Annotated in this window: 18 protein-coding genes; 9 read left to right on the top strand and 9 right to left on the bottom strand. The window is 74.1% G+C overall.

From position 1 onward, the window contains the following. The first annotated feature begins 65 nt into the window (after positions 1 to 65). The 4 genes from KB893_RS16150 to KB893_RS16165 all read left to right on the top strand — a co-directional run bounded on the left by KB893_RS16150 (position 66) and on the right by KB893_RS16165 (position 2,833). Entirely contained in the window at positions 66 to 410 is a 345-nt protein-coding gene (locus KB893_RS16150; RefSeq protein ID WP_211926173.1) for a hypothetical protein, read from the top strand. Positions 411 to 619: 209 nt separating this feature from the next. Further along, positions 620 to 943: a DUF3649 domain-containing protein gene (locus KB893_RS16155; RefSeq protein ID WP_211926174.1), complete on the top strand. Its 324-nt coding sequence runs from the start codon at positions 620 to 622 to the stop codon at positions 941 to 943. 10 nt (positions 944 to 953) lie between these two features. Next, positions 954 to 2,498, top strand: coding sequence for a PepSY-associated TM helix domain-containing protein (locus KB893_RS16160; RefSeq protein WP_211926175.1), 1,545 nt, complete (start codon positions 954 to 956; stop codon positions 2,496 to 2,498). Beyond that, on the top strand, positions 2,495 to 2,833 hold the full coding sequence (locus KB893_RS16165; protein WP_211926176.1) for a DUF3325 domain-containing protein: 339 nt from the start codon (positions 2,495 to 2,497) through the stop codon (positions 2,831 to 2,833). The genes KB893_RS16160 and KB893_RS16165 overlap by 4 nt, the downstream gene beginning before the upstream one ends. A gap of 11 nt (positions 2,834 to 2,844) precedes the next feature. Here KB893_RS16165 and KB893_RS16170 read toward each other — a convergent pair whose 3' ends face one another. From KB893_RS16170 to KB893_RS16180, 3 genes are all read right to left on the bottom strand, one after another. Continuing rightward, positions 2,845 to 3,249 carry a VOC family protein gene (locus KB893_RS16170; protein ID WP_211926177.1) on the bottom strand — a complete coding sequence of 135 codons (405 nt, stop codon included), beginning with the start codon at positions 3,247 to 3,249 and terminating at the stop codon, positions 2,845 to 2,847. A gap of 67 nt (positions 3,250 to 3,316) precedes the next feature. Beyond that, positions 3,317 to 4,045 (bottom strand): helix-turn-helix domain-containing protein, encoded by a 729-nt coding sequence (locus tag KB893_RS18750; RefSeq protein ID WP_211926178.1) that lies wholly within the window; start codon positions 4,043 to 4,045, stop codon positions 3,317 to 3,319. A 13-nt stretch (positions 4,046 to 4,058) separates the two neighbouring features. Continuing rightward, complete coding sequence (locus KB893_RS16180) at positions 4,059 to 4,904, bottom strand: 23S rRNA (adenine(2030)-N(6))-methyltransferase RlmJ (protein WP_211926179.1); 846 nt, start codon at positions 4,902 to 4,904, stop codon at positions 4,059 to 4,061. Positions 4,905 to 5,056: 152 nt separating this feature from the next. Here KB893_RS16180 and KB893_RS16185 point away from each other — a divergent pair, with 152 nt between their 5' ends. Next, positions 5,057 to 5,557: a hypothetical protein gene (locus KB893_RS16185; RefSeq protein WP_211926180.1), complete on the top strand. Its 501-nt coding sequence runs from the start codon at positions 5,057 to 5,059 to the stop codon at positions 5,555 to 5,557. Between the two features lie 582 nt (positions 5,558 to 6,139). Here KB893_RS16185 and KB893_RS16190 read toward each other — a convergent pair. Continuing rightward, complete coding sequence (locus tag KB893_RS16190) at positions 6,140 to 7,147, bottom strand: NADP-dependent oxidoreductase (protein ID WP_211926181.1); 1,008 nt, start codon at positions 7,145 to 7,147, stop codon at positions 6,140 to 6,142. Between the two features lie 62 nt (positions 7,148 to 7,209). Here KB893_RS16190 and soxR point away from each other — a divergent pair, with 62 nt between their 5' ends. Both soxR and KB893_RS16200 read left to right on the top strand, forming a co-directional pair. Continuing rightward, the gene (soxR, locus tag KB893_RS16195) at positions 7,210 to 7,668 is read left to right on the top strand and encodes a redox-sensitive transcriptional activator SoxR (protein ID WP_246505729.1); all 459 of its coding nucleotides are present in this window, start codon (positions 7,210 to 7,212) and stop codon (positions 7,666 to 7,668) included. Between the two features lie 176 nt (positions 7,669 to 7,844). After that, the gene (locus KB893_RS16200; protein ID WP_211926183.1) at positions 7,845 to 8,822 is read left to right on the top strand and encodes a helix-turn-helix transcriptional regulator; all 978 of its coding nucleotides are present in this window, start codon (positions 7,845 to 7,847) and stop codon (positions 8,820 to 8,822) included. 4 nt (positions 8,823 to 8,826) lie between these two features. Here the strand turns inward: KB893_RS16200 and KB893_RS16205 are convergent, their stop codons facing one another. Continuing rightward, entirely contained in the window at positions 8,827 to 10,317 is a 1,491-nt protein-coding gene (locus tag KB893_RS16205) for an alanine/glycine:cation symporter family protein (protein WP_211926184.1), read from the bottom strand. A 183-nt stretch (positions 10,318 to 10,500) separates the two neighbouring features. Here KB893_RS16205 and KB893_RS16210 point away from each other — a divergent pair, with 183 nt between their 5' ends. Beyond that, positions 10,501 to 11,109: a GNAT family N-acetyltransferase gene (locus KB893_RS16210; protein ID WP_211926185.1), complete on the top strand. Its 609-nt coding sequence runs from the start codon at positions 10,501 to 10,503 to the stop codon at positions 11,107 to 11,109. Continuing rightward, positions 11,106 to 12,059 (top strand): carbon-nitrogen hydrolase family protein, encoded by a 954-nt coding sequence (locus tag KB893_RS16215; RefSeq protein ID WP_211926186.1) that lies wholly within the window; start codon positions 11,106 to 11,108, stop codon positions 12,057 to 12,059. Before KB893_RS16210 ends, KB893_RS16215 begins: the two co-directional genes overlap by 4 nt. On the opposite strand, the gene KB893_RS16220 is transcribed toward KB893_RS16215, so the two are convergent. The 4 genes from KB893_RS16220 to KB893_RS16235 all read right to left on the bottom strand — a co-directional run bounded on the left by KB893_RS16220 (position 12,056) and on the right by KB893_RS16235 (position 19,674). Further along, entirely contained in the window at positions 12,056 to 12,568 is a 513-nt protein-coding gene (locus KB893_RS16220) for a phosphatase PAP2 family protein (protein ID WP_211926191.1), read from the bottom strand. The genes KB893_RS16215 and KB893_RS16220 overlap by 4 nt on opposite strands. 26 nt (positions 12,569 to 12,594) lie before the next feature. After that, complete coding sequence (locus KB893_RS16225; protein WP_211926187.1) at positions 12,595 to 13,767, bottom strand: glycosyltransferase family 4 protein; 1,173 nt, start codon at positions 13,765 to 13,767, stop codon at positions 12,595 to 12,597. A 102-nt stretch (positions 13,768 to 13,869) separates the two neighbouring features. After that, positions 13,870 to 15,294, bottom strand: coding sequence for an MFS transporter (locus KB893_RS16230; protein ID WP_211926188.1), 1,425 nt, complete (start codon positions 15,292 to 15,294; stop codon positions 13,870 to 13,872). 114 nt (positions 15,295 to 15,408) lie between these two features. Then, entirely contained in the window at positions 15,409 to 19,674 is a 4,266-nt protein-coding gene (locus KB893_RS16235) for a DEAD/DEAH box helicase (RefSeq protein WP_211926189.1), read from the bottom strand. Positions 19,675 to 19,702 lie beyond the last annotated feature (28 nt).

Raw genomic sequence — 19,702 nt, forward strand, 5'->3', positions numbered from 1 at the left:
CCGTTCAAGCCTTCCTTACCCGTCGGCGGGCAGGATGCGCGTTTGCGAACCCGAGGAGCACGTCCATGAGGATCCGCCCCCTGGCGCTGGCCGCGCTGTGCATCCTGGCCGCCGCCCCGGCCGCGGCGCGCGAGTACCCGGCCGACGAGCTGCGCGACCTGGTCGACGCCGGCACGCCGCCCGCGGCGGGCGAGGCCGAGACCGTGCGCGAGGAGCCGATGGCGTTCGAGGCCTGCGTCGCCAGCAAGAAGCGGGTGCTGGACGCGGCGCGTGCGGATTATCCGGTGGTCGAGGTGCTGCGTTCGCCGGGCGCCGAGATCGACGCGCTGTGGAGCGCCGACGGGGTGGTCCGGATCAACTGCAGCCGCGCCAGCGGCACGATGACGATCACCAGGGCGCCGTACCGCTGATTCCGGAGAACAGGAATCGTTTACAGGTAGGAATGGGTTTCGTTAAATAGCCGGACCGCATCGCGCGAGGGGCCTGCCGCAAGTCGGCCGGGTCGCGCGCGCCACCGCCGTCCGGAGCCCGCCGTGTCCGTCTTCGTCGCTTTCCGCAGGATGTCGCCGGCCCCGCCGGGGCGACCGCGCGTCGTCGCCACCGCCGCGGGAGCGCGGCGATGAGCGCGACGGCTGCGCCCGGGATCGCCCGCCGCCGGCCGGCCACCACCCGCTGGGGCGTGGCCGCGCGCGTGGTGGCGGCCTTCGTGGCCGGGTACTTCGTCGCCTGGGGCGCGACCGCGTTCCTGGTGCTGGTCCTGCCGATGGGCCGCGCCGATCGCGTGGTCACCGCCAGCCTGCTCTCGTTCGCGGTGTGGTGCGCGGCCGCGCTCTACGCCTTCGGTGCGCGCACGACCTGGCGTGCCTGGTGGGTGCTGCTGGCGCTCGGCGTCGGCACCAATGCGCTCGCCTACGGCTTCGCCGGTCTGGCGGCCCGGCCCTGAGGGATCTGCGATGAAGAACAGCCTCACCCAGAGCATGGCGTGGCTGCACACCTGGTCGGGCCTGCTGATCGGCTGGCTGCTGTTCGTCATCTTCGTCGGCGGCACCATCGCCTGCTTCGACACCGAACTCGACCGCTGGACCCGTCCCGGGATCCCGGCCGGGGTCGAGGCCGACCCGGACTACGACGCGGTGATCGCCCGTCTCGAGCGCGAGGACCCGTCGGCGCACGTCTGGTACGTGTATGCGCCGCACGAGCGCTATCCGGCGATCAAGGCCGGCGGCTGGGACGTCGGCCGCACCTTCTCCACACGGAGCTTCGACCCCGCGACCGGCGAGCCGCTGCCGGAGAGTGCGGGCGGGGAGTTCTTCTTCGAGCTGCACTACGACCTGCACGCGGGCACCGTCGGCATGTACATCGTCGGCATCGCCGGCATGGCGATGCTGGTGGCGATCGTCAGCGGCGTGATCATCCACCGCCGCATCTTCAAGGACTTCTTCACCTTCCGGCCGCGGGCCGGTGGCCAGCGCGCCTGGCTCGACGGGCACAACCTGACCGCCGTGCTCGGCCTGCCGTTCCATCTGATGATCGCCTACACCGGGGTGGCGATCTTCGTCGCCTCCTACATGCTCGCCGGCCTGCACCTGGTCTACAACATGGATGCCGAGGCGTTCTACGACGAGGTCGCGCCGCATCCGCACCGCGAGGAGGTGCATCGCCCGCTGGAGACGCGCGCGCCGCTGGCGCCGATGCTCGCCGACGCGCGCGAGCGGCTCGGAGGCGAGCCCTGGCTGCTCGCGGTCGAGCACCCCGGCGACGCCTCCAGCGTGGTCAGCATCGGCCTCGACCATTCGCGCCACGTCGCCTGGAACCACCGCACCGCCTACTACGACGGCGCCACCGGCGCGTTCATGGCGGTGGGACCGGAGCCGGGCGCCGCCTACCACGCCTACCAGTTCCTCGGCGGCCTGCACATGGTGCAGTTCGGGTCGGCCGCGTACCGCTGGCTCTACTTCGTGCTCGGCCTCGCCGGTTGCGTGATGATCGCCAGCGGCCTGCAGGTCTGGCTGGAGAAGCGTGCGCGACAGGTCGCGGCGGCCGGCGCGCTGTCGGGCTACGGGCTGGTCCGCGTGCTCAACGCCGGCGTGGTCGGCGGCATGCCGCTGGCGAGCGTGGCGATGCTGTGGGCGAACCGGCTGCTGCCGATGGATCTGGCCGGCCGCAGTGCGTGGGAAATCCGCGCCTTCGTCGCCGCCTGGCTGCTGGCGGCGGCGTGGGCGGTGGCCGGCGTGCGCAGTCCGCGGCGCGCCTGGCGCGGCCTGTTCGGCGCCACCGCCATCCTGCTGTGCGGCCTGCCGGTGCTGAACCTCCTCACGAGCCGCGACAGCCACCTCGGCGCGACCCTCGCCCGCGGCGACTGGGCGCTGGCGGCGGTCGATCTCACCGCGCTCGCGCTGGGCCTGGTCTTCGCCCTCGTCACCTGGCGCAGCGGGCGCCGCGCCGGGGTCGCTGCCGCCGGGGACGGTGCGATGCGCACCGCGGCAGGCGCGCGGTGAGCGGCATCGTCCCGCTCCTTCTCGCGCTCTGCTATGCCGGATGGTGCCTGCTCGCGCTCGGCATGGAGCGGCACCATCGCGATGCCTTCGGCAGCGCGCCGCCGCGCAGGCGTCGGCGTCTCCTGCGCGGCGGCGGCTGGCTGCTGCTGACGCTGGCGTTCACGACAGGCATCGCGGCGCGCGGCTGGGAGTTCGGCCCCGTCGCCTGGGCCTGCGCACTGATGCTCGCCGGCCTGGCGTGGGTCCTGCTGCTCGCGCTCGCGCCGAAGGCGGCGCGCTGGCTGGCGGTCGCGGCGCCGCTGCTGGCGGCCGGCACTGCGCTGCTGGCGGCCTGAGCCGGGGGCGCTCAGCCCGCGTCCGCGCCGAATTGGGCGAAGGTGACGAAGTGCCCGCCGGGTTCGCGCACGCCGATCTCCTCGGCGCCGTAGAAGGTGCGATGGCGGGGCATCACGATCTCGCCCTCGTCCAGCACCGCGGCCACCGCATCGAGGTCCGCGACCTCGACGAACAGCGCGCTGCGCCCGGCCCCGATCGCGATGCCGGTGGCATGCGGATCGGCGGCCAGCGCGGCGTGCGTCTGCAGCATCACCTCGATGCCGTCGCGCATGAGGATCACGAAGGCGAGGCCGGCATCGCCGGGCACCTCGGCGGTGCGCGCGAAGCCGAGCCGGGCTTCCCAGAACGGCAGGCAGGGCTCGATGGCCTCGACGTAGAGCACGGGCGTGGACTTCAGCAGGCGGACGGCGGACATGGCGACACTCGCGTGGAGGAGGGCGCAGTCTGCGCGCGTCGGCGCCGGCCGCGATTGAACGGATGCGTCAGCCCGGCCAGCGGCCCGGGGTCAGCCCGCTGAAGCGGGCGAACTCGCGGATGAAGTGCGCCTGGTCGGCATAGCCGGCGTCGAGCGCGACATGGGCATGGGCGCGGCCGCCGCCGTCGAGCAGCCGGCGCGCGCGCTCGAAGCGCAGCCAGCGCAGGTGCTGCACCGGCGACACGCCCAGCGTCGCCTCGAAGCGTCGCTCGAGCGTGCGCCGTCCGACACCGGCCGCGGCGGCCAGTGCCTCGACCCGCGGCAGGCGCGGCATGGCCTCGAGCCCGGCCAGGAGCGCGAGCATGGCGTGGTCGGGCGCGAGCGCCGGCAGCGCCCCGGCGATGCTGCGCCACACGACCCGGCTGCGTGCCTCGAATCCCGTCGTATCGGCCAGCGCCTGCAGCGGGACCTGCCAGGCACGTGGCCGCAGCGCATCGAGGGCCGCGTCGCCGTCGGTGAGCAGTCCCAGCGGCGCGCCGAGCAGGGGCGCCAGCCCGCCCGGCGCGAAGCGGATGCCGAAGCGCACGCTGCCGGGCGCCACCGGGACGAGGCGGGCGCGGGTCATGGTGCCGATCCAGCGCGCGCGGAGCGTGGGCTCGAATTCGAGCAGCAGGTCCGCGCAGCCGTCCGGCAGCACCCGCACCGGCGCGGGTGCGGCGGCGTCCGCGCGCGAGGTCCAGCAGCAGCGCACGAGGTGTGCGAGCGCGGGCGGTGCGGGCGCCTCGCGATAGCTCACCGGCGCGGGTCCGTCACTCGGGTTGCTTCAGCCAGTCGACGCGCGAATGCGCACCGGCCTCGCCCAGCTCGCGTGCCAGCCACGGCAGCGCCGGGGCGAGCGCCATGTCCAGCTGCCACGGCACGTTGAACACCAGCATGCCGCTGCCGTTCATGCGCAGCGGCGAGTCGCCGCCGTGGACCACCAGCTCCGCACGCAGGATCGACTTCGCCGGCAGCGTCGCCATGCGCCGGAACACCGGCTTCAGCACGCGTGCGTCCTTGATCGGATACCACAGCGCGAAGCAGCCCTGCGGCCAGCGGGCCAGGCCTTCGGCCAGCGCCTTGCGCACCGCGTCGAACTCGGCGAGCTGGTTCTCGTAGGGCGGGTCGATCAGCACCACGCCGCGCTTCTCCTGCGGCGGGGTGAGCGCTTTGATCGCGCCGTAGCCGTCGCGCGCGTGCACGCCGACGCGGCGGTCGCCGGCGAACAGGCTGCGCAACGCCTCGGCCTCCTCCACCTGCAGCTCGCAGCAGGCCAGGCGGTCCTGGCCGCGCAGCACCTGCGCGGCGAGCAGCGGCGAGCCGGGGTAGTGGTGCAGGCGACCGTCGGGGTTGGCCTTCTGGATCAGTGCGCGGTAGCGCGCCACCGCCGGCGGCAGGCCGCGGGTGATCGGGAACAGCCGGCCGATGCCGCCGGCCGCCTCGTCGGTACGCAGCGCCTCGCCGCGGTCGAGCGGGTAGTGCCCGCGCCCGGCGTGGGTATCGAGGACGAAGCAGGGCGTGTCCTTGCGCACCAGCGCATCGAGGATGGCCAGCAGCACGACGTGCTTGAGCACGTCGGCATGGTTGCCGGCATGGAAGGCGTGGCGGTAGTTCATCGCGGCAGTGTACGGGCTGCGCGCCGTGCGGCGCGGCGATTTCCTACCCGCCGGCGGGCGCCGGCCGGCGGCGCAGAGCGTGCGGGCATGCCGAGGATGGGGTGCCGGCATCCTCGTCGCCGGCGCATCCCACCAGTGCAAGGAGAGCACGCATGAACGTCCGTTCCATCCTCGTCGCGGCGACCCTCGCCGCCGGCGCCGCCGGCGCCGCCACGTCCGGCGCCCACGCCATCGCCCCGCTGCCCGCCACCGGCGACTACGTCGACGCCTCTGCCTGGCTGCAGACCGACGACGACGTCAACGCCTGGTACGACATCGTCTTCGGCCTGCGCGACGGCTTCGACGACATCTGCGGCGACACCTTCTGCGAAGGCGAGTACAGCAACATCGAGTCCCTGCGCTTCCGCTGCTCGGTCGACGCCGGCAGCGGCGTGCTCGGCGAATGCGTGTGGGTGTTCGCCGCCAGCAACGAGGAGGTGCACCCGGCGCGCGGCCGCATCCTGGTCGACGCGCGGAGCTGGCGCTGCCGACTGCCGCTGGCGGCGGGGACCACGATGGACGAGCTGCTCGCCGCGCTGGCGGACGATCCGCTGTATGCGCCGCTGCCGCGTGGGGCCGTCACGATCTACGACGGCCTCGGCGACTGCCTCTAGTCCGCCGGCGGCGCCGGATCGGCCGCCGGCGTCGCAGGTCGCGGGCTGCGGCTGACGTCACGGGTCGACGTGGCGCGGGCGGCCGCGTCCGCATCTCCGGAAACGGTGCACGGGCGGCACCAGGCAGCGGGCGCGCCCGGCGAGGAGGGGCAGCAGGGCGAGCGGCGTCATGCCGTCGCCGCCCACGGCGCGAGCACGGCGCGACCGGCAGGGTCATGGCAAGGCCGAGCCGGTAGCCCGCGATCGCGGCGGCCGAGCACGAGCAGGGCGAGGCGGTCGACGAAACCGGCGCAGACGAGGCTGGTGAGCAGCAGGGCGATGCCGCAGCGGGTGAGCGGCAGCAGACCGCTGCGGTCGATCCATGGCCCGCCGATGTCGACGACGGCGGCGGCCAGGGTCGATCCGAAGGCCGGACCATGGGCCTCGACCGCATCCCGCGACGCGACCGCCGTCGGTAACGCCGTGGTCGCCGCCAGCGCCTCGAAGACCCGAGTCCGATCGGGGCGACCATCCCCGAGGTCGGCACGCGGCGCTCGGCATCGGGCAGGCGCGCGGCTCCGCCGGTGGCGACGGTCCCGGCACTCACGGTGCCCGCGCCGCGCTGCGCGCCTCCGGCGCCATCCACAGCGCCACCCGGCCGCAGCCGTGACCGCGCGCGAGCAGGCGGTGCGCGGCCGCCGCCTGCACCATCGGGAAGACCGCGCGCAGATGGACGTGCAGCAGGCCGCGGGCGCAGAGGTCGACGAGTTCGAGCAGCGCGGTGCGGCTGCGGCGCACGCGGATCGCCTGCGCGCCGGCCGCCTCCGCGTCCGCCTTGCGCACCAGGCTGCCGATGCGGGCGGGTTCCGCGACCAGCGCCAGCGAGGCGCGCAGCGCGGCCTCGCTGCCTGCGGCATCGAGCGCGGCATCGACGCCGTGCGGCGCCAGCGCGCGCACGCGGCTGGCCAGGCCCGGACCATAGGCCACCGGCTCCGCGCCGAGGGCGTGCAGGTAGGCGTGGTTGGCCTCGCGCGCCGTGCCGACGACGCGTACGCCGGCCAGCCGTGCGAGCTGTACGGCCATGCTGCCGACGCCGCCGGCCGCGCCGTGGATCAGCAGCGTCTCGCCCCGTTGCAGGCGCAGGCAGGCGAGCGCGACGTGCGCGCTCTGGCCGGCATCGGGCAGTGCCGCGGCCGCAGCCCAGTCGAGCAGGGGCGGGCGCGCGACGCACTGCGACGCCGGCACGCACACCGCATCGGCATAGGCGCCGCGCTCGCACCAGCCGAGCACGTCGTCGCCCACCGCGAGCCCGTAGACGCCCGGACCGGCCATGTCGATGCGCCCGGCGAACTCGCTGCCGATGCGGCGCGGGAACGGCAGCGCGTCGTCGCGCCCGCCGCCGAACCAGCCGCCGCGCTGGGCCAGGTCCATGTGCTGCACGCCCGCCGCGCGTACGCGCACCCGCACCTGCCCGGCAGCGGGTTCCGGCAGCGGCACGCCCGCCACGCGCAGCACGTCGGGCGCACCGCAATCGTCGTAGACCACCGCGCGCATGCTGCGCGAGGCGGAGCGGGGAAGGAGCGCGAGGCGCTCGCTGCGTCGGATGTCCATCGCTTGACCTCGGATCGGATGGATGCGGACCATAGGACCTCAACATTGGTTGAGGTCAAGAGATGCCGGCAGTGGCGTTCCCATTGAGCGTCGGCGATGTCGCCGCCCGCAGCGGCGTCAGCGTGTCGACGCTGCACTTCTACGAACGCCGCGGCCTGATCGAGAGCCGCCGCAGCGTCGGCAACCAGCGCCGTTACGCGCGCGACGTGCTGCGCCGGATCGCGGTGATCCGCATCGCGCAGCGCGTGGGCATTCCGCTGGAGGCGATTCGCGAGCGCCTGGCGACGCTGCCCGACTCGCGCGCGCCGGGCCGCGCCGACTGGACCCGGCTTTCGCGGCAGTGGCGGGCGGAGCTCGATGGGCGCATCGCCGCCCTCGTGCAGCTGCGCGACACGCTCGACGACTGCATCGGCTGCGGTTGCTTGTCGCTGGCGCGCTGCCGGCTGCGCAATCCGCACGACCGTGCCGCCGATGCGGGCCCGGGCGCGCACTGGCGGAACCCGGGTGGCGACCTCGGCTAGTACGTGCGGCCGGACGCCGGGCCCGCGTCGGCATGGCGGCCGCGTGATATCCGCGGCGTCGCTGCGGATCCGCTGGAGTGGTCGAGTGCATCGGCGGGCCCTGGGCAGTGGTGTCCACCCAGTCTGGAGAGGGTGGAGGACGGTTCCGGTCCTCGATCCATGGCAGGCTGCGCGCCATGCGCCAGACCTCCGCCCGCCTGCTCAGACTGCTGTCCCTGCTGCAGTCGCGCCGGCACTGGACCGGGCCGGCACTGTGCGAGCGGCTCGAAGTGGATGCACGCACCGTGCGCCGCGACGTCGACCGCCTGCGCGAGCTGGGCTACCCGGTGGAGTCGTCCTCCGGCGTGGGCGGCGGCTACCGGCTCGGCGCCGGCAACCGGATGCCGCCGGTGCTGCTCGACGACGACGAGGCGGTGACCGTGGCGATGGCGCTGCGGGCGGCGACCTCGGGCATCGAGGGCATGGAGGCGGCGGCGGTGGGCTTGCTCGCCAAGCTCGAGCAGCTGCTTCCGGAGCACCTGAGGGCGCGCGCCGGCGCGCTCGATCCGGTGATGCTGGCGCTGCCGAGCTGCGGCACGCAGGTCCGGGTCGACATGCTCACGCGGATCGCCACCGCCTGTCGCGACCGCCGCTGCCTGGATTTCGACTACCGCGATCATCAGGGTCGCGCGAGCCGGCGGCGGGTCGAGCCGATGCACCTGGCGAGCCATGGCCGGCGCTGGTACCTGATCGCCTGGGACCGGAACCGCGACGACTGGCGCACGTTCCGGGTGGATCGGATCGCGACCGCGGCGATCGCGGACCAGGGTTTCGCGGCGCGGCGGCTGCCGATGGATCCGGCGACATTCATCAACCGCGCCTTCGCGCTGGCGCCGTACCGCTACCAGCTGCGGGTGCGGGTCGAGGGCGAAGCCGCCGAAATCGCCGCGCGCGTGCCGCGCTGGTGCGGCGTGGTGGAGCCGGGCACGGGCGACGGCTGCTGCGTGCTGGCGCTCGGTGCGGAGACGCTGGACGCGCTCGCCGCACAGCTGCTGCTGGCCAACGTGGGCTTCCGGATGATCGACGAGCCGCCGTTCGCGGACGAGCTGCGCCTCGTCGTCGAGCGCCTGCGCGACGGGCTGGCCCTCGCCGCGCAGGCGCCAGTGCCGGCCTGATGCGTCAGTGGCTGCCGACTTCGGGCGTCTCCGTCGGCGGCGCATCGACCGGCTGCTGGCCCTCGCTCCACAGCTCGGCGTTGCGGATGCCCAGCGCTTCCGGGTGGAAGACGGGGTCGAGCCCCTGCTTCTTCTGCGTCTCGTAGTCCTTCAGTGCCAGCAGCGCCGGGCGCTGCAGGATGAGGATGGCGGCGATGTTGAGCCAGGCCATGAGGCCGACGCCGATGTCGCCCAGCGTCCAGGCCGACCCGCCGGTGCGCATGATCCCGACCACCACCGCGGCCAGGATCGCCAGGCGCAGCACCAGCACCAGCCACGGGCGGTGCACCCGGCGGTTGATGTAGGCCACATTGGTCTCGGCCATGTAGTAGTAGGCCATGATGGTGGTGAAGGCGAAGAACAGCAGGGCGATGGCGACGAAGCCCGCGCCGATTCCCGGGACCACGCTCTCGACCGCGGCCTGGGCGTAGCCCGCCCCCGCCTTCACGCCCTCCAGCCCCTGCACCAGGAGGTCGGTGTCGCCGCCGCCCGGAACCTGGATGTTGTACATGCCGGTCGACAGGATCATGAAGGCCGTGGCCGAGCACACCAGCAAGGTGTCGACGTAGACCGAGAAGGCCTGCACGTAGCCCTGCTTGGCCGGGTGCGAGACCTCCGCGGCGGCGGCGGCGTGGGGGCCGGTGCCCTGGCCCGCCTCGTTGGAGTAGATCCCGCGCTGCACGCCCCACTGGATCGCGGTGCCGAGCGCGCCGCCGAAGGCCGCGCCGGGGTTGAACGCGCTCTCGACGATCAGGCCCAGCATCGCCGGCACGGCGTCGATGTTGAGCGCGAGGATGACCAGCGCGATCAACAGGTAGGCGGCGGCCATGAACGGCACCACGACCTGCGCGAAGCTGGCGATGCGGGTGACGCCGCCGAAGATGATGACCGCCAGCGCCGCCACCAGCGCGGTGGCGGTGGTCCAGGGCGGCACGCCCCAGGCGCGGGTCATCCCGCCGGCGATCTCGCTGGCCTGCACGCCCGGCAGCAGGAAGCCGCAGGCGAGGATCGTGGCGATGGCGAAGATCCATGCGTACCACTTCTGGCCCATCGCCTTGTCGATGAAGTAGGCCGGGCCGCCGCGGTAGCGGCCCTGGTCGTCCTTTTCCTTGTAGATCTGAGCCAGAGCCGACTCCACGTAGGCGGTGGAGGCGCCGAGGAAGGCCATGACCCACATCCAGAACACCGCGCCGGGGCCACCGGAGAAGATGGCGGTGGCCACGCCGGCGATGTTGCCGACGCCCACGCGCCCCGACAGCGAGATCGCCAGGGCCTGGAACGGCGAGACGCCGGCCTCCGAGCGGTCACCGCGCAGGATCAGCCGGACCATCTCCGCCAGGCCGCGCAGCTGCACGAAGCGGGTCCGGATCGAGAAGTAGAGGCCCGCGCCCAGGCACAGCACCACCAGCGCGGTGCTCCAGACGACGTTGTTGACGGCGGCGATGACCTGATCCACGAACGGCTTCCCCCTGGCCGCGCGTGGCGCGGACCGATGTGCGAGTGATTCGAAGCGGGTCGCTCGCGACCGCGCTGCCCGGGCCTAAGCTTGCCCGAACTCGCGAGGCGGCGCGCCATGACCTTCCGCAGTGGCGCCCGTGCCACCGGCGTCGCAGGCGCCGGGGGCGCTAGAATCCGGCCGATGGACGACTCCCTGCACGTACGCGCGCTCACCGGCGAGGCGGTCGGGCCGTGGCTCGACGACCTGGCGCGACTGCGCATCGCCGTCTTCGCGGACTTCCCCTATCTCTATGCCGGCGACGTCGGCTACGAGCGGCGCTACCTCGAGACCTACACCCGCTCGCCCGAGAGCCTGTTCGTGCTGGCGCTGGACGGGGATCGGGTGGTCGGCGCCTCCACCGGCATCCCGCTGGCGGACGAGACGGAGGCCTTCCGCACGCCGTTCGCCGCGCGCGGGATCGACCCGGCGCGCGTGTTCTATTTCGGCGAATCGGTGCTGTTGCGCGAATGGCGCGGGCGCGGCCTCGGCCACCGCTTCTTCGACGAGCGCGAAGGCTACGCGCGTCGGCTCGGCCGGTTCGACACCACGGCCTTCTGTGCCGTGGACCGCGCCGCCGACGACCCGCGGCGGCCGGCCGGGCATCGCGACAACGACGCGTTCTGGCGCAAGCGCGGCTATACGCGTCAGGACGGGATGCAGGCCACGCTGTCCTGGGCCGAGCACGGCGAGACTGCCGAGACGCCGAAGACCCTGACGTTCTGGACCCGACCGCTGGAGCAGGCGCGATGAAGGTGGCCGTGGCGAAATATGCGATCCAGGCGCCGGCCGATTTCGACGCCTTCGCCGCACGCATCGAGGCGCTGCTGCGCGAGGCGCGCGATGCCGGTGCGCGTCTCGCGGTGCTGCCCGAATACCTCGCGCTGGAACTCGCCGCGACCTTCCCGCCGGCGGTGCAGGGCGACCTGCACGCCTCGCTGGCCGCGATCCAGGCGCTGCGCGCGCCGTGGCTGGCGCTGTTTTCGCGCCTGGCGCGCGAGTTCGACCTGTACGTCGTCGCCGGCAGCTTCCTGCTCGACGTCGGCGGCGGGCGCTACCGCAACCGCAGCGACTGGTTCGCGCCGGACGGCAGCCATCGGTTCCAGGACAAGCTGGCGCTGACCGCCTTCGAGAAGGACGCGGGCGTGATCGAGCCGGGCGATGCGCTCAAGGTGTTCGGGATCGACGGACACCGTGCCGGCATCGCTGTCTGCTACGACATCGAATTCCCCCTGCCGGTGCGCGCGCAGGTGGAGGCGGGGGCCCGGCTCATCGTCTCGCCGAGCTGCACCGACACCGAGGCCGGGGCCACGCGCGTGCGCGTCGGGTGCATGGCGCGGGCGCTGGAGGGCCGCTGCTTCGTGGCGCAGTCGGTGACGGCGGGCGTGGCGGAATGGAGCGCGGCGCTGGACGTCAACACCGGCGAGGCCGCGCTGTACGCGCCGATGGATCGCGACCTGCCGGCGGACGGCTTCCTCGCGCGGACGGCCGGCGGCGAGGTATGGGCCATCGCCGAGCTCGATTTCGACGCGCTGGAGGCCTCGCGCGCGCATGCGCAGGTCGCCAACGACCGCGACTGGCCGGCGCAGCTGCGGCCGGCGTTCGCGGCGGCCCGGCTCGATGCGGACCGCGATCCGCCGGCGGGTGACGCGCCGGCGGCGGGCCCGCAGCCGGTCGGCACGCAGTCGGTCAACGGCGGCTAGGCGAGCGCCAGCGCCGAGCCGATCCAGAGCGAGCCGCTCGCCAGCGCGCCGCCGATGGCGGTGGCGGCGAGCACGTCGCTCGGGTAATGCAGGCCGAGCACCACGCGCGAGGCCGCCACGGCGACCGCGAACGGCACCAGCAGCGGCGCGAGCAGCGGGTAGTAGGCCAGCGCCACCACGGTGAACGACACCGCATGCAGGGTGTGCCCGGAGGGGAAGCTGAACTCGTCCAGCGGCGCCACCAATGCGCGGATGCGCACGTCGGCGGCGAACGGTCGCGGCCGCCGCGTCCATCGCTTCAGGTGTCGGTAGAGCATCAGCGCGGTGGCGCCGGTCAGGGCCATGTGCAGCGAGGCCTGCAGGCCCTCGATGCCGTCGGCGAGGACGATCGCCGCCATCAGCAGGTACCAGAACACGCCGTCGCCCAGGCGGCTGACGGTGGCGAAGGCGCGGCGCACCGAGGCGCGCGTGCCCCAGCGGTTGGCCAGCAGGCACCAGCCGTGCTCCATCGCGCTGAGGCCGCGACCGCGCCCGCTCACCGCGGCATCTCCAGCGCCGGGACGTCCCTGTCGAGCAGGTGCAGGCCGAGGGTGCGTGCCGTGGCGAGGGCGGCGAGGATCTCCTCGAACCGCGCGGCGACCGCCTGCGGATCCAGCTCCGCGACCGCCGCGCGCGCAGCGCGGCCCAGGTTCCGGCGGAGATCCGCATCGCGCGCCAGGGCTGCGGCCGCGGCGACGAAGCCGTCCTCGTCGCCGAGCGGCAGGGCGCGGCCGCTGATGCCGTTGCGGATGTACTCGCGCGCCGCGCCGTCGTCGAAGGCGACGGTCGCCACGCCGCTGGCCATGGCCTCGAGGGTGACGTTGCCGAAGGTCTCGGTGGTGCTCGGGAACAGGAACAGGTCGGCGCTCGCGAAGTGGCGGGCGAGCTCCCGGCCGCGGCGTACGCCGGCGAAGACGAGGTCCGGATTCGCCCGCTCCAGCGCCTCGCGCTCCGGCCCGTCGCCGACGAAGACGAAGCGGGCGTCGGCGCGTTCGGCCTGGATCGCGCGGAAGGCGCGTACCGCCAGGCCGAGGTTCTTCTCCGGCGCGATGCGGCCGACGTGGATGACCACCGGAGCGTCGTCGCCGGCGCCCCACCGCGCGCGGAGGGCGCCGTCGCGCAGGCCGGGGTCGAACTGGCGGGTGTCCACCGCGCGCGCCAGGCGCACCACGTGGCGGAAGCCGGCGGCGCCGAGTTCCGCGGCCAGGGCCCGCGTCGGCACCAGCGTGGCGTCGCCGCGGTTGTGCATGCGCCGCATCCAGGCCCGCGCCACGGGCGCCAGGGGGCCGAATCCGTAGCGGCCGAGGTAGTGGTCGAAGCGGGTGTGGAAGCCGGTCGCGACCGGGATCCCGAGCGCGCGCGCGGCGCTCACCGCCGACAGCCCGAGCGGGCCTTCGGTGGCGACGTAGACCGCGTCCGGCCGGGCGTCCTGCCAGGCCCGCCGCAGCAGGCGTCCCGCAGGCAGGCCGAAGCGCAGGCCCGGGTAGCGCGGCAGGCCGAGGCCGCGTACGCAGAGGGTGTGGGCGTCGGCCGGCGCCTGCGGGTCGCGCGGGCGTACCAGCGAGACGCGATGGCCGCGTTCGCGCAGGCCGGTCTCGAGCCCGTGGACGGTGAGGGCGACGCCATTGACGTCGGGCGGGTAGGTCTCGGTGACGATCGCCGCGTGCATGCCTGCTTCCTCCCCGAAAGGGCATGCGTACCGTGCGCCGCGGCGGTGGCATCGACTTGACGCCGGCATGACCGTGTCATGAAACGCCGCCGGTGCCGGCGCTCACTCCGGGTCCGCCGCCAGCGGCGCGGCCACGTCCTCGAGCATGCGGTTCTCCGCGTCGACCGCGAGCCGCCAGGCCACCATCGCCGCGATCAGCATCAGCGCCCCGCCGAGCACGTAGCCGCCGAACATTTCGACGCGCCCGCCGGTGCCGATCAGCAGGCCGAACACCAGCGGGCCGGTGATCCCTCCGAGCGCGGTGCCGACCGCGTAGAACCACGCGATCGCGCGTGCGCGGATCTCCAGGGGGAAGCTCTCGCTGACGGTGAGGTAGGCCGAACTCGCCGCCGCCGAGGCGAAGAAGAACACCACGCTCCAGGCGAGGGTCTGGGTGGTCGCGGTGAACGCGCCGCGCAGGAACAGCCAGCCGGTGAGGATGATCAGCAGCCCCGAGACGGCGTAGGTCAGCGTGATCATCCGGCGCCGGCCCCAGGTGTCGAACAGCGGGCCGAGCAGCAGCGGCCCGGCGACGTTGCCGGCAGCGAAGGGCAGCAGGAAGAGCCCGATCCGCGCCTCCTCGACCGCGTAGTAGCGGGCGAGGATCAGGCCGTAGGTGAAGAAGATCGCGTTGTAGAGGAAGGCCTGCGCCACCATCAGCACCAGCCCGAGCACGGTGCGCCGCGGATAGCGGCGGGTGAACACCTCGAACAGCGCGAAGAAGCCCGGCTGCGGCCGGCGCGCGAGCAGGAGCTCGCGCACCGGTGGCGCACCGGGGCGCACCTGGGCCTGCGCCTCGATCCGGCGCACGACGGCCTCCGCCTCGTCCATGCGCCCGTTGACCATCAGCCAGCGCGGGCTCTCCGGCACGAAGCGGCGCAGCGCCATGATCGCGAAGCCCAGCGCGCCGCCGACCACGAAGGCCAGCCGCCAGCCGACCTCCACCGGCACCAGCCCGCTGTCGAGGATGGCGCTTGCGCCCAATGCACCGATCGCCGCGCCGATCCAGTAGCTGCCGTTGACGCCGAGGTCGATGCGCCCGCGCAGCCGCGCCGGCATGAATTCCTGGATCGCGGAATTGATCGCCGCGTACTCGCCGCCGATGCCGGCACCGGTGAGGAAACGGGCGATCAGGAACAGCCAGTAGTGCGACACCAGGCCGGAGAGGATGGTGGCGCCGGCGTAGACGCCCAGGGTGAGGAAGAACAGCTTCTTGCGGCCCATGCGGTCGGCCAGGCTGCCGAAGTAGATCGCGCCGAGCACCGCGCCGGCGACATAGGCCGACCCCGCCAGGCTGACCTGGAAGGCGCTCAGGCCGAGCGCCTCCGGCAGCGTGAGCACCCCCGAGAGCGCGCCGATCAGGGTCACCTCGAGGCCGTCGATGATCCAGCCGATGCCGAGGGCGAAGATCAGCATGGTGTGGAACGGCGACCAGGCCAGCCGGTCGAGGCGCGAGGGGAGGTCCGTCCGGTACCGCGTGTCCTGCATCGTCATCGGCTCGGGCGGCGGCAAGGGTCCGCGAGCCTTACCGTGCGCGCGACGAAGGCGGGATGAAGACACTGCAGCGTCCGCCTGCACGCGCCGACGCCTGCGGCGCCGCGATCAGCGTGCGAGGCTTCCGGCCCCGGCGTCGTCGAACGCCAGCGTGCGCCCGGCCACCAGCGCCGACACCGGCAGGCCGTCGCGGTAGGTGACGCGGTTGCCCGCCACCGCCGGTACGCGCGCACCGACCAGCAGGGTGCCGACCAGGTTCAGCGGGTCGGTCGCGGCCACGGTCAGCGCCTGCCCGTCGCGCTCGCGGCGGCGCAGGTTGCGCAGCAGGCCGAGCGCGTCGGGCAGCGCGAACTGCTCGCCGACCAGCCCATCGACGAAGCGCCCGCCGCGGATCTCGCCGCGCGCCTCCAGGCGCTGGTAGACGCGCAGCAGCTCGCGCCAGGGCGGCAGCCAGCCGGCCTCGCGGGCGAGCAGCCGCCAGCACACCACGCCGTAGCGGCGCAGCAGGGTCCAGGCGACGTGCTCGAGCTGGTCGCGGTCGAGCGGCCGCGCCGCATCCGCGTCCGGGGCCGGGCGGGCGATCGGCGCCCAGCGGCCGGCGTCGGCCAGGCCGAACAACACGCGCCGGCTGCGGTAGCCGCCGCGCGCGTCGCCGCGCCGCGAGGGCGGCAGCAACAGGCTGCGCAGCCCGGTGAAGCCGTCGGCGGTGATGCGGCCGGCCGCCGCGAGCTCGGCCATCGCATCCTCCAGCTCGACCCGCAGCAGGCGGGTGCGGTCGCCGATGTCGTCGAGGAAGGAGGCGCCGTGCGCGGCGAGATCGTCGGCCACGCGCTGCGCGCGCGAGGACAGCGCCGCGGCCTCGCCGCGGCGATCGGCGATGCGGGTCCAGGTGCCGAGAGTGCGGCGCGGCACCAGCGACAGCGGTGCGGCCTTCAGCGAGGCGCGCCCCTTGCCGCCGCTGCCGGCGGCGAGCCGGGCCCAGGCGACGCGGCCCGAGGTGCACAGCGCATCCAGCCAGCCGATCTCGTAGCCGGCCACGCGTGCGGGCAGGATCTCCGCCTCCCAGCTCGCTGCCGGGGCCTCGAAGCCCTCCAGCTGCGCCAGCACCGCGGCCAGGGCGTCCGGCCCGCCGGCGCGACTGCCCGGCGCCACGCGCTGCCACTCGAACAGGAAACGCATGAAGTCGCGCACCGGCACCGGTTCGATCTCGCGGCGCAGGCGGCCCACCGTGTAGCGGTGGATGCGCGCGAGCAGGTGGCGCTCGCACCATTCCCAGGCGTCGTCGCCGAGCCCGGGGGAGAAGCGGCCGCGCAGGACGAAGCCCTCGGTCTGCAACGCGAGCAGGGCGAGTTCGACCGCCTGCGCCGGCAGCGCGAGCTCGGCGGCGAGCCGCTCGACGCGCACCGGCCCGAGCCCGGTCAGGCGCGAGCGCAGCAGTTCGACCAGCGCCGCGTCGGCGTCCCAGGCCTCGCGTGCGTATTCGTCGGGTACGGCGAGCGGCGCCGCCGCGGCCGCGCCGGGGTACAGGGCGCGCGCCAGCGGCAGGCGCTCGACCGCGAACCAGCGCGCGGTCTCCGCGTCGCCGTCGGCATCGGCATGGACGCGGCAGGCGCGCCCGCCGCGGGCGAGCGCGTCGAGGTGCGGCAGCCAACCTTCGCGCGCGACCTCCTCCGCGGTCAGGCAGCCGAGGCCGGCCAGGGCCTCGTGCACCTCGTCGGGATCGCGTGCCTCCGGCCACGCCTCCGCGCGCACCGCGGCAATGGCGCCGGGGTCGAGGGCGCCGAAGTCGCCGACGCTCTCCGCGTCGCCGAACGTACGCTCGCCCACCGCCTGGGTTCGGCGCTCCTCCAGCGGCGCGCCGTCGAGGAAGGAATAGGGGCGCGCACCCAGCACCTCGGCCGCCAACGGCGAGGGCTGGAACAGATCGCGGCAGGCGAAGGTGACCGCGCCCGTCTCGATCCGCGCCAGCAGCGCCTCCAGCGCCTCGACGTCCATGGCCTCGTGCAGGCAGTCGCGCACGGTCTGCGCCACCAGCGGATGGGCGGGCACCTCGCGCTCGCCGACGATGTTTTCCTGGCAGGCGACCTGGTCGGGGAACACCGTCGCCAGCAGGTCCTCCGACTTCATCCGCTGCAGCTGCGGGGCGACCCGGCCGCCGCCGGCGTAGCGCGGCAGCGCGAGCGCGGTGGTCGCGTTCCAGCGCCAGCGCGAGACGAACATCGGCGCGTCGAGCATGGCCTGCACCAGCACCTCGCGGACCGAGCCGGAATGCAGGTAGCGGGTGACCTCGTCCAGCGGGAAGCTGTGGCTGGTCGACAGCGACAGCACGATGGCGTCCTCGGTCGCCGCCGCCTGCAGCTCGAAGTTGAAGTTGCGGCAGAAGCGCTTGCGCAGGGCCAGGCCCCAGGCGCGGTTCATGCGGCTGCCCCAGGGCGAGTGGATCACGAGCTGCATGCCGCCGGAGGCGTCGAAGAAGCGCTCCATGGCGAGCGTGTGCTGGGTCGGCATCACGCCCAGGGCCGTGCAGGCGCGCTGGAGGTAGTCGACCAGCTGGGTCGCCGCCGCGGCGGCGATGCCGACCTCGCCGGTCAGCCAGGCGCGGGCGGCGTCGGCACCGCCGGCCTCCAGTCGCGCGCCGACCTCCGTACGCAGGCGCGAGACGGCGGACGACAGCGCATCGCTGCGCCCCGGCGCCTCGCCGATCCAGAACGGGATGTTGGGCGGCTGCCCCTGCGCGTCCTCCACGCGCACCCGGCCACGTTCCACGCGCAGGATGCGGTAGGACTGGTTGCCGAGCTGGAACACGTCCCCCGCCAGCGACTCGACCGCGAAGTCCTCGTTGACGCTGCCGATGCGCTGCGCGGCCGGTTCCAGCACCACGTCGTAGTCGGCGGTGTCGGGGATCGCGCCGCCTGAGGTGACCGCGATGGTCCTGGCGCCGCGGCGCGGGCGCAGCACGCGGCCGACGCTGTCGCGGTGCAGGTAGGCGGCGCGCGGGCCGCGACGCGTGGTGAAGCCGTCGGCGAGCATGCGCACCACGGCGTCGAAGTCGGCGCGGGCGAGTCCGGCGAACGGATACGCGCGGGTCGCCAGCGCGTACACGGCGTCCTCGCTGCGTTCGCCGTCGGCGACCTCGGCCACGATCTGCTGCGCCAGCACGTCCAGCGGCGCAGGTTCGATCTCGAGAGTGTCGAGTTCGCCGCGGCGGACCGCGTCCAGCAGCGCGGTGCACTCGACGAGGTCGTCGCGCGAGGTCGGGAACAGGCGTGCCTTGGGTGTGCCGCCGACGGCGTGGCCGGCGCGGCCCGCGCGCTGCAGGAAGGCATTGATCGCGCGCGGCGAGCCTATCTGGCAGACCAGGTCGACGTCGCCGATGTCGATGCCGAGTTCCAGCGACGCGGTCGCCACCAGCGCCTTCAGCTCGCCGCGCTTGAGCCGCTGCTCGGCGTCGAGCCGGTGCTCGCGGGCCATGCTGCCGTGGTGGGCCGTCACCGCCTCGCGCCCGAGCGCCTCGGACAGGTGCCGCGCCAGACGCTCGGCCATGCGCCGGGTGTTGACGAAGACCAGGGTGCTGCGGTGTGACTGGATCAGGGTACCGAGGCGCGCGTGCACCTCGGCCCAGGCGTCGCCGGACATCACCGGCGCCAGCGGCGTGGCCGTGACCTCCAGCGCCAGGTCGCGCGGGCGCGCGTGGCCGGCGTCGACGATGGCGCAGTCGGGTGCCCGGGCCGGCCCGCAGAGGAAGCGCGCGACCTCGGCGATCGGCTTCTGCGTCGCCGACAGGCCGATGCGGTTGGGTGGCGTGCCGCAGAGCGCGTCGAGCCGCTCCAGGCTCAGCGTCAGGTGCGCGCCCCGCTTGCTCGCGGCCACGGCATGGATCTCGTCGACGATCACGCTGCGCGTGCTCGCCAGCATCTTTCGGCCGGACGCCGAGCCGAGCAGGATGTAGAGCGACTCCGGCGTGGTGACCAGGATGTGTGGCGGGCGCCGGCGCATGGCGACGCGCTCGCGCTCCGAGGTGTCGCCGCTGCGCACCGCGGTGCGGATCCCGACATCGCGCGCCAGCCGTGCGCGGATGCCCGCGAGCGGCGCGACCAGGTTCAGGTTGACGTCGTTGGACAGCGCCTTGAGCGGCGAGACGTAGACCACCCGCGTCTCGTCGGGCAGCGCCCCTGCGGCATCGGCCTCGCGCACCAGCGCGTCGATCGCGGCGAGGAAGGCGGCCAGGGTCTTGCCGGAACCGGTCGGGGCGACGATCAGCGCGTCGCGGCCCCCGGCGATCGCCGGCCATGCCCCGGCCTGCGCCGGCGTGGGTACGCCGAACGCGGCGGCGAACCAGCCGGCGACGGCGGGATGGAAGGTCTCGAGCGGCATCCGCCGAACATGAGGCCGTGCCGGCGCG

The organism is Coralloluteibacterium stylophorae (assembly GCF_018122625.2).
Taxonomy (GTDB): domain Bacteria; phylum Pseudomonadota; class Gammaproteobacteria; order Xanthomonadales; family Xanthomonadaceae; genus Coralloluteibacterium; species Coralloluteibacterium stylophorae.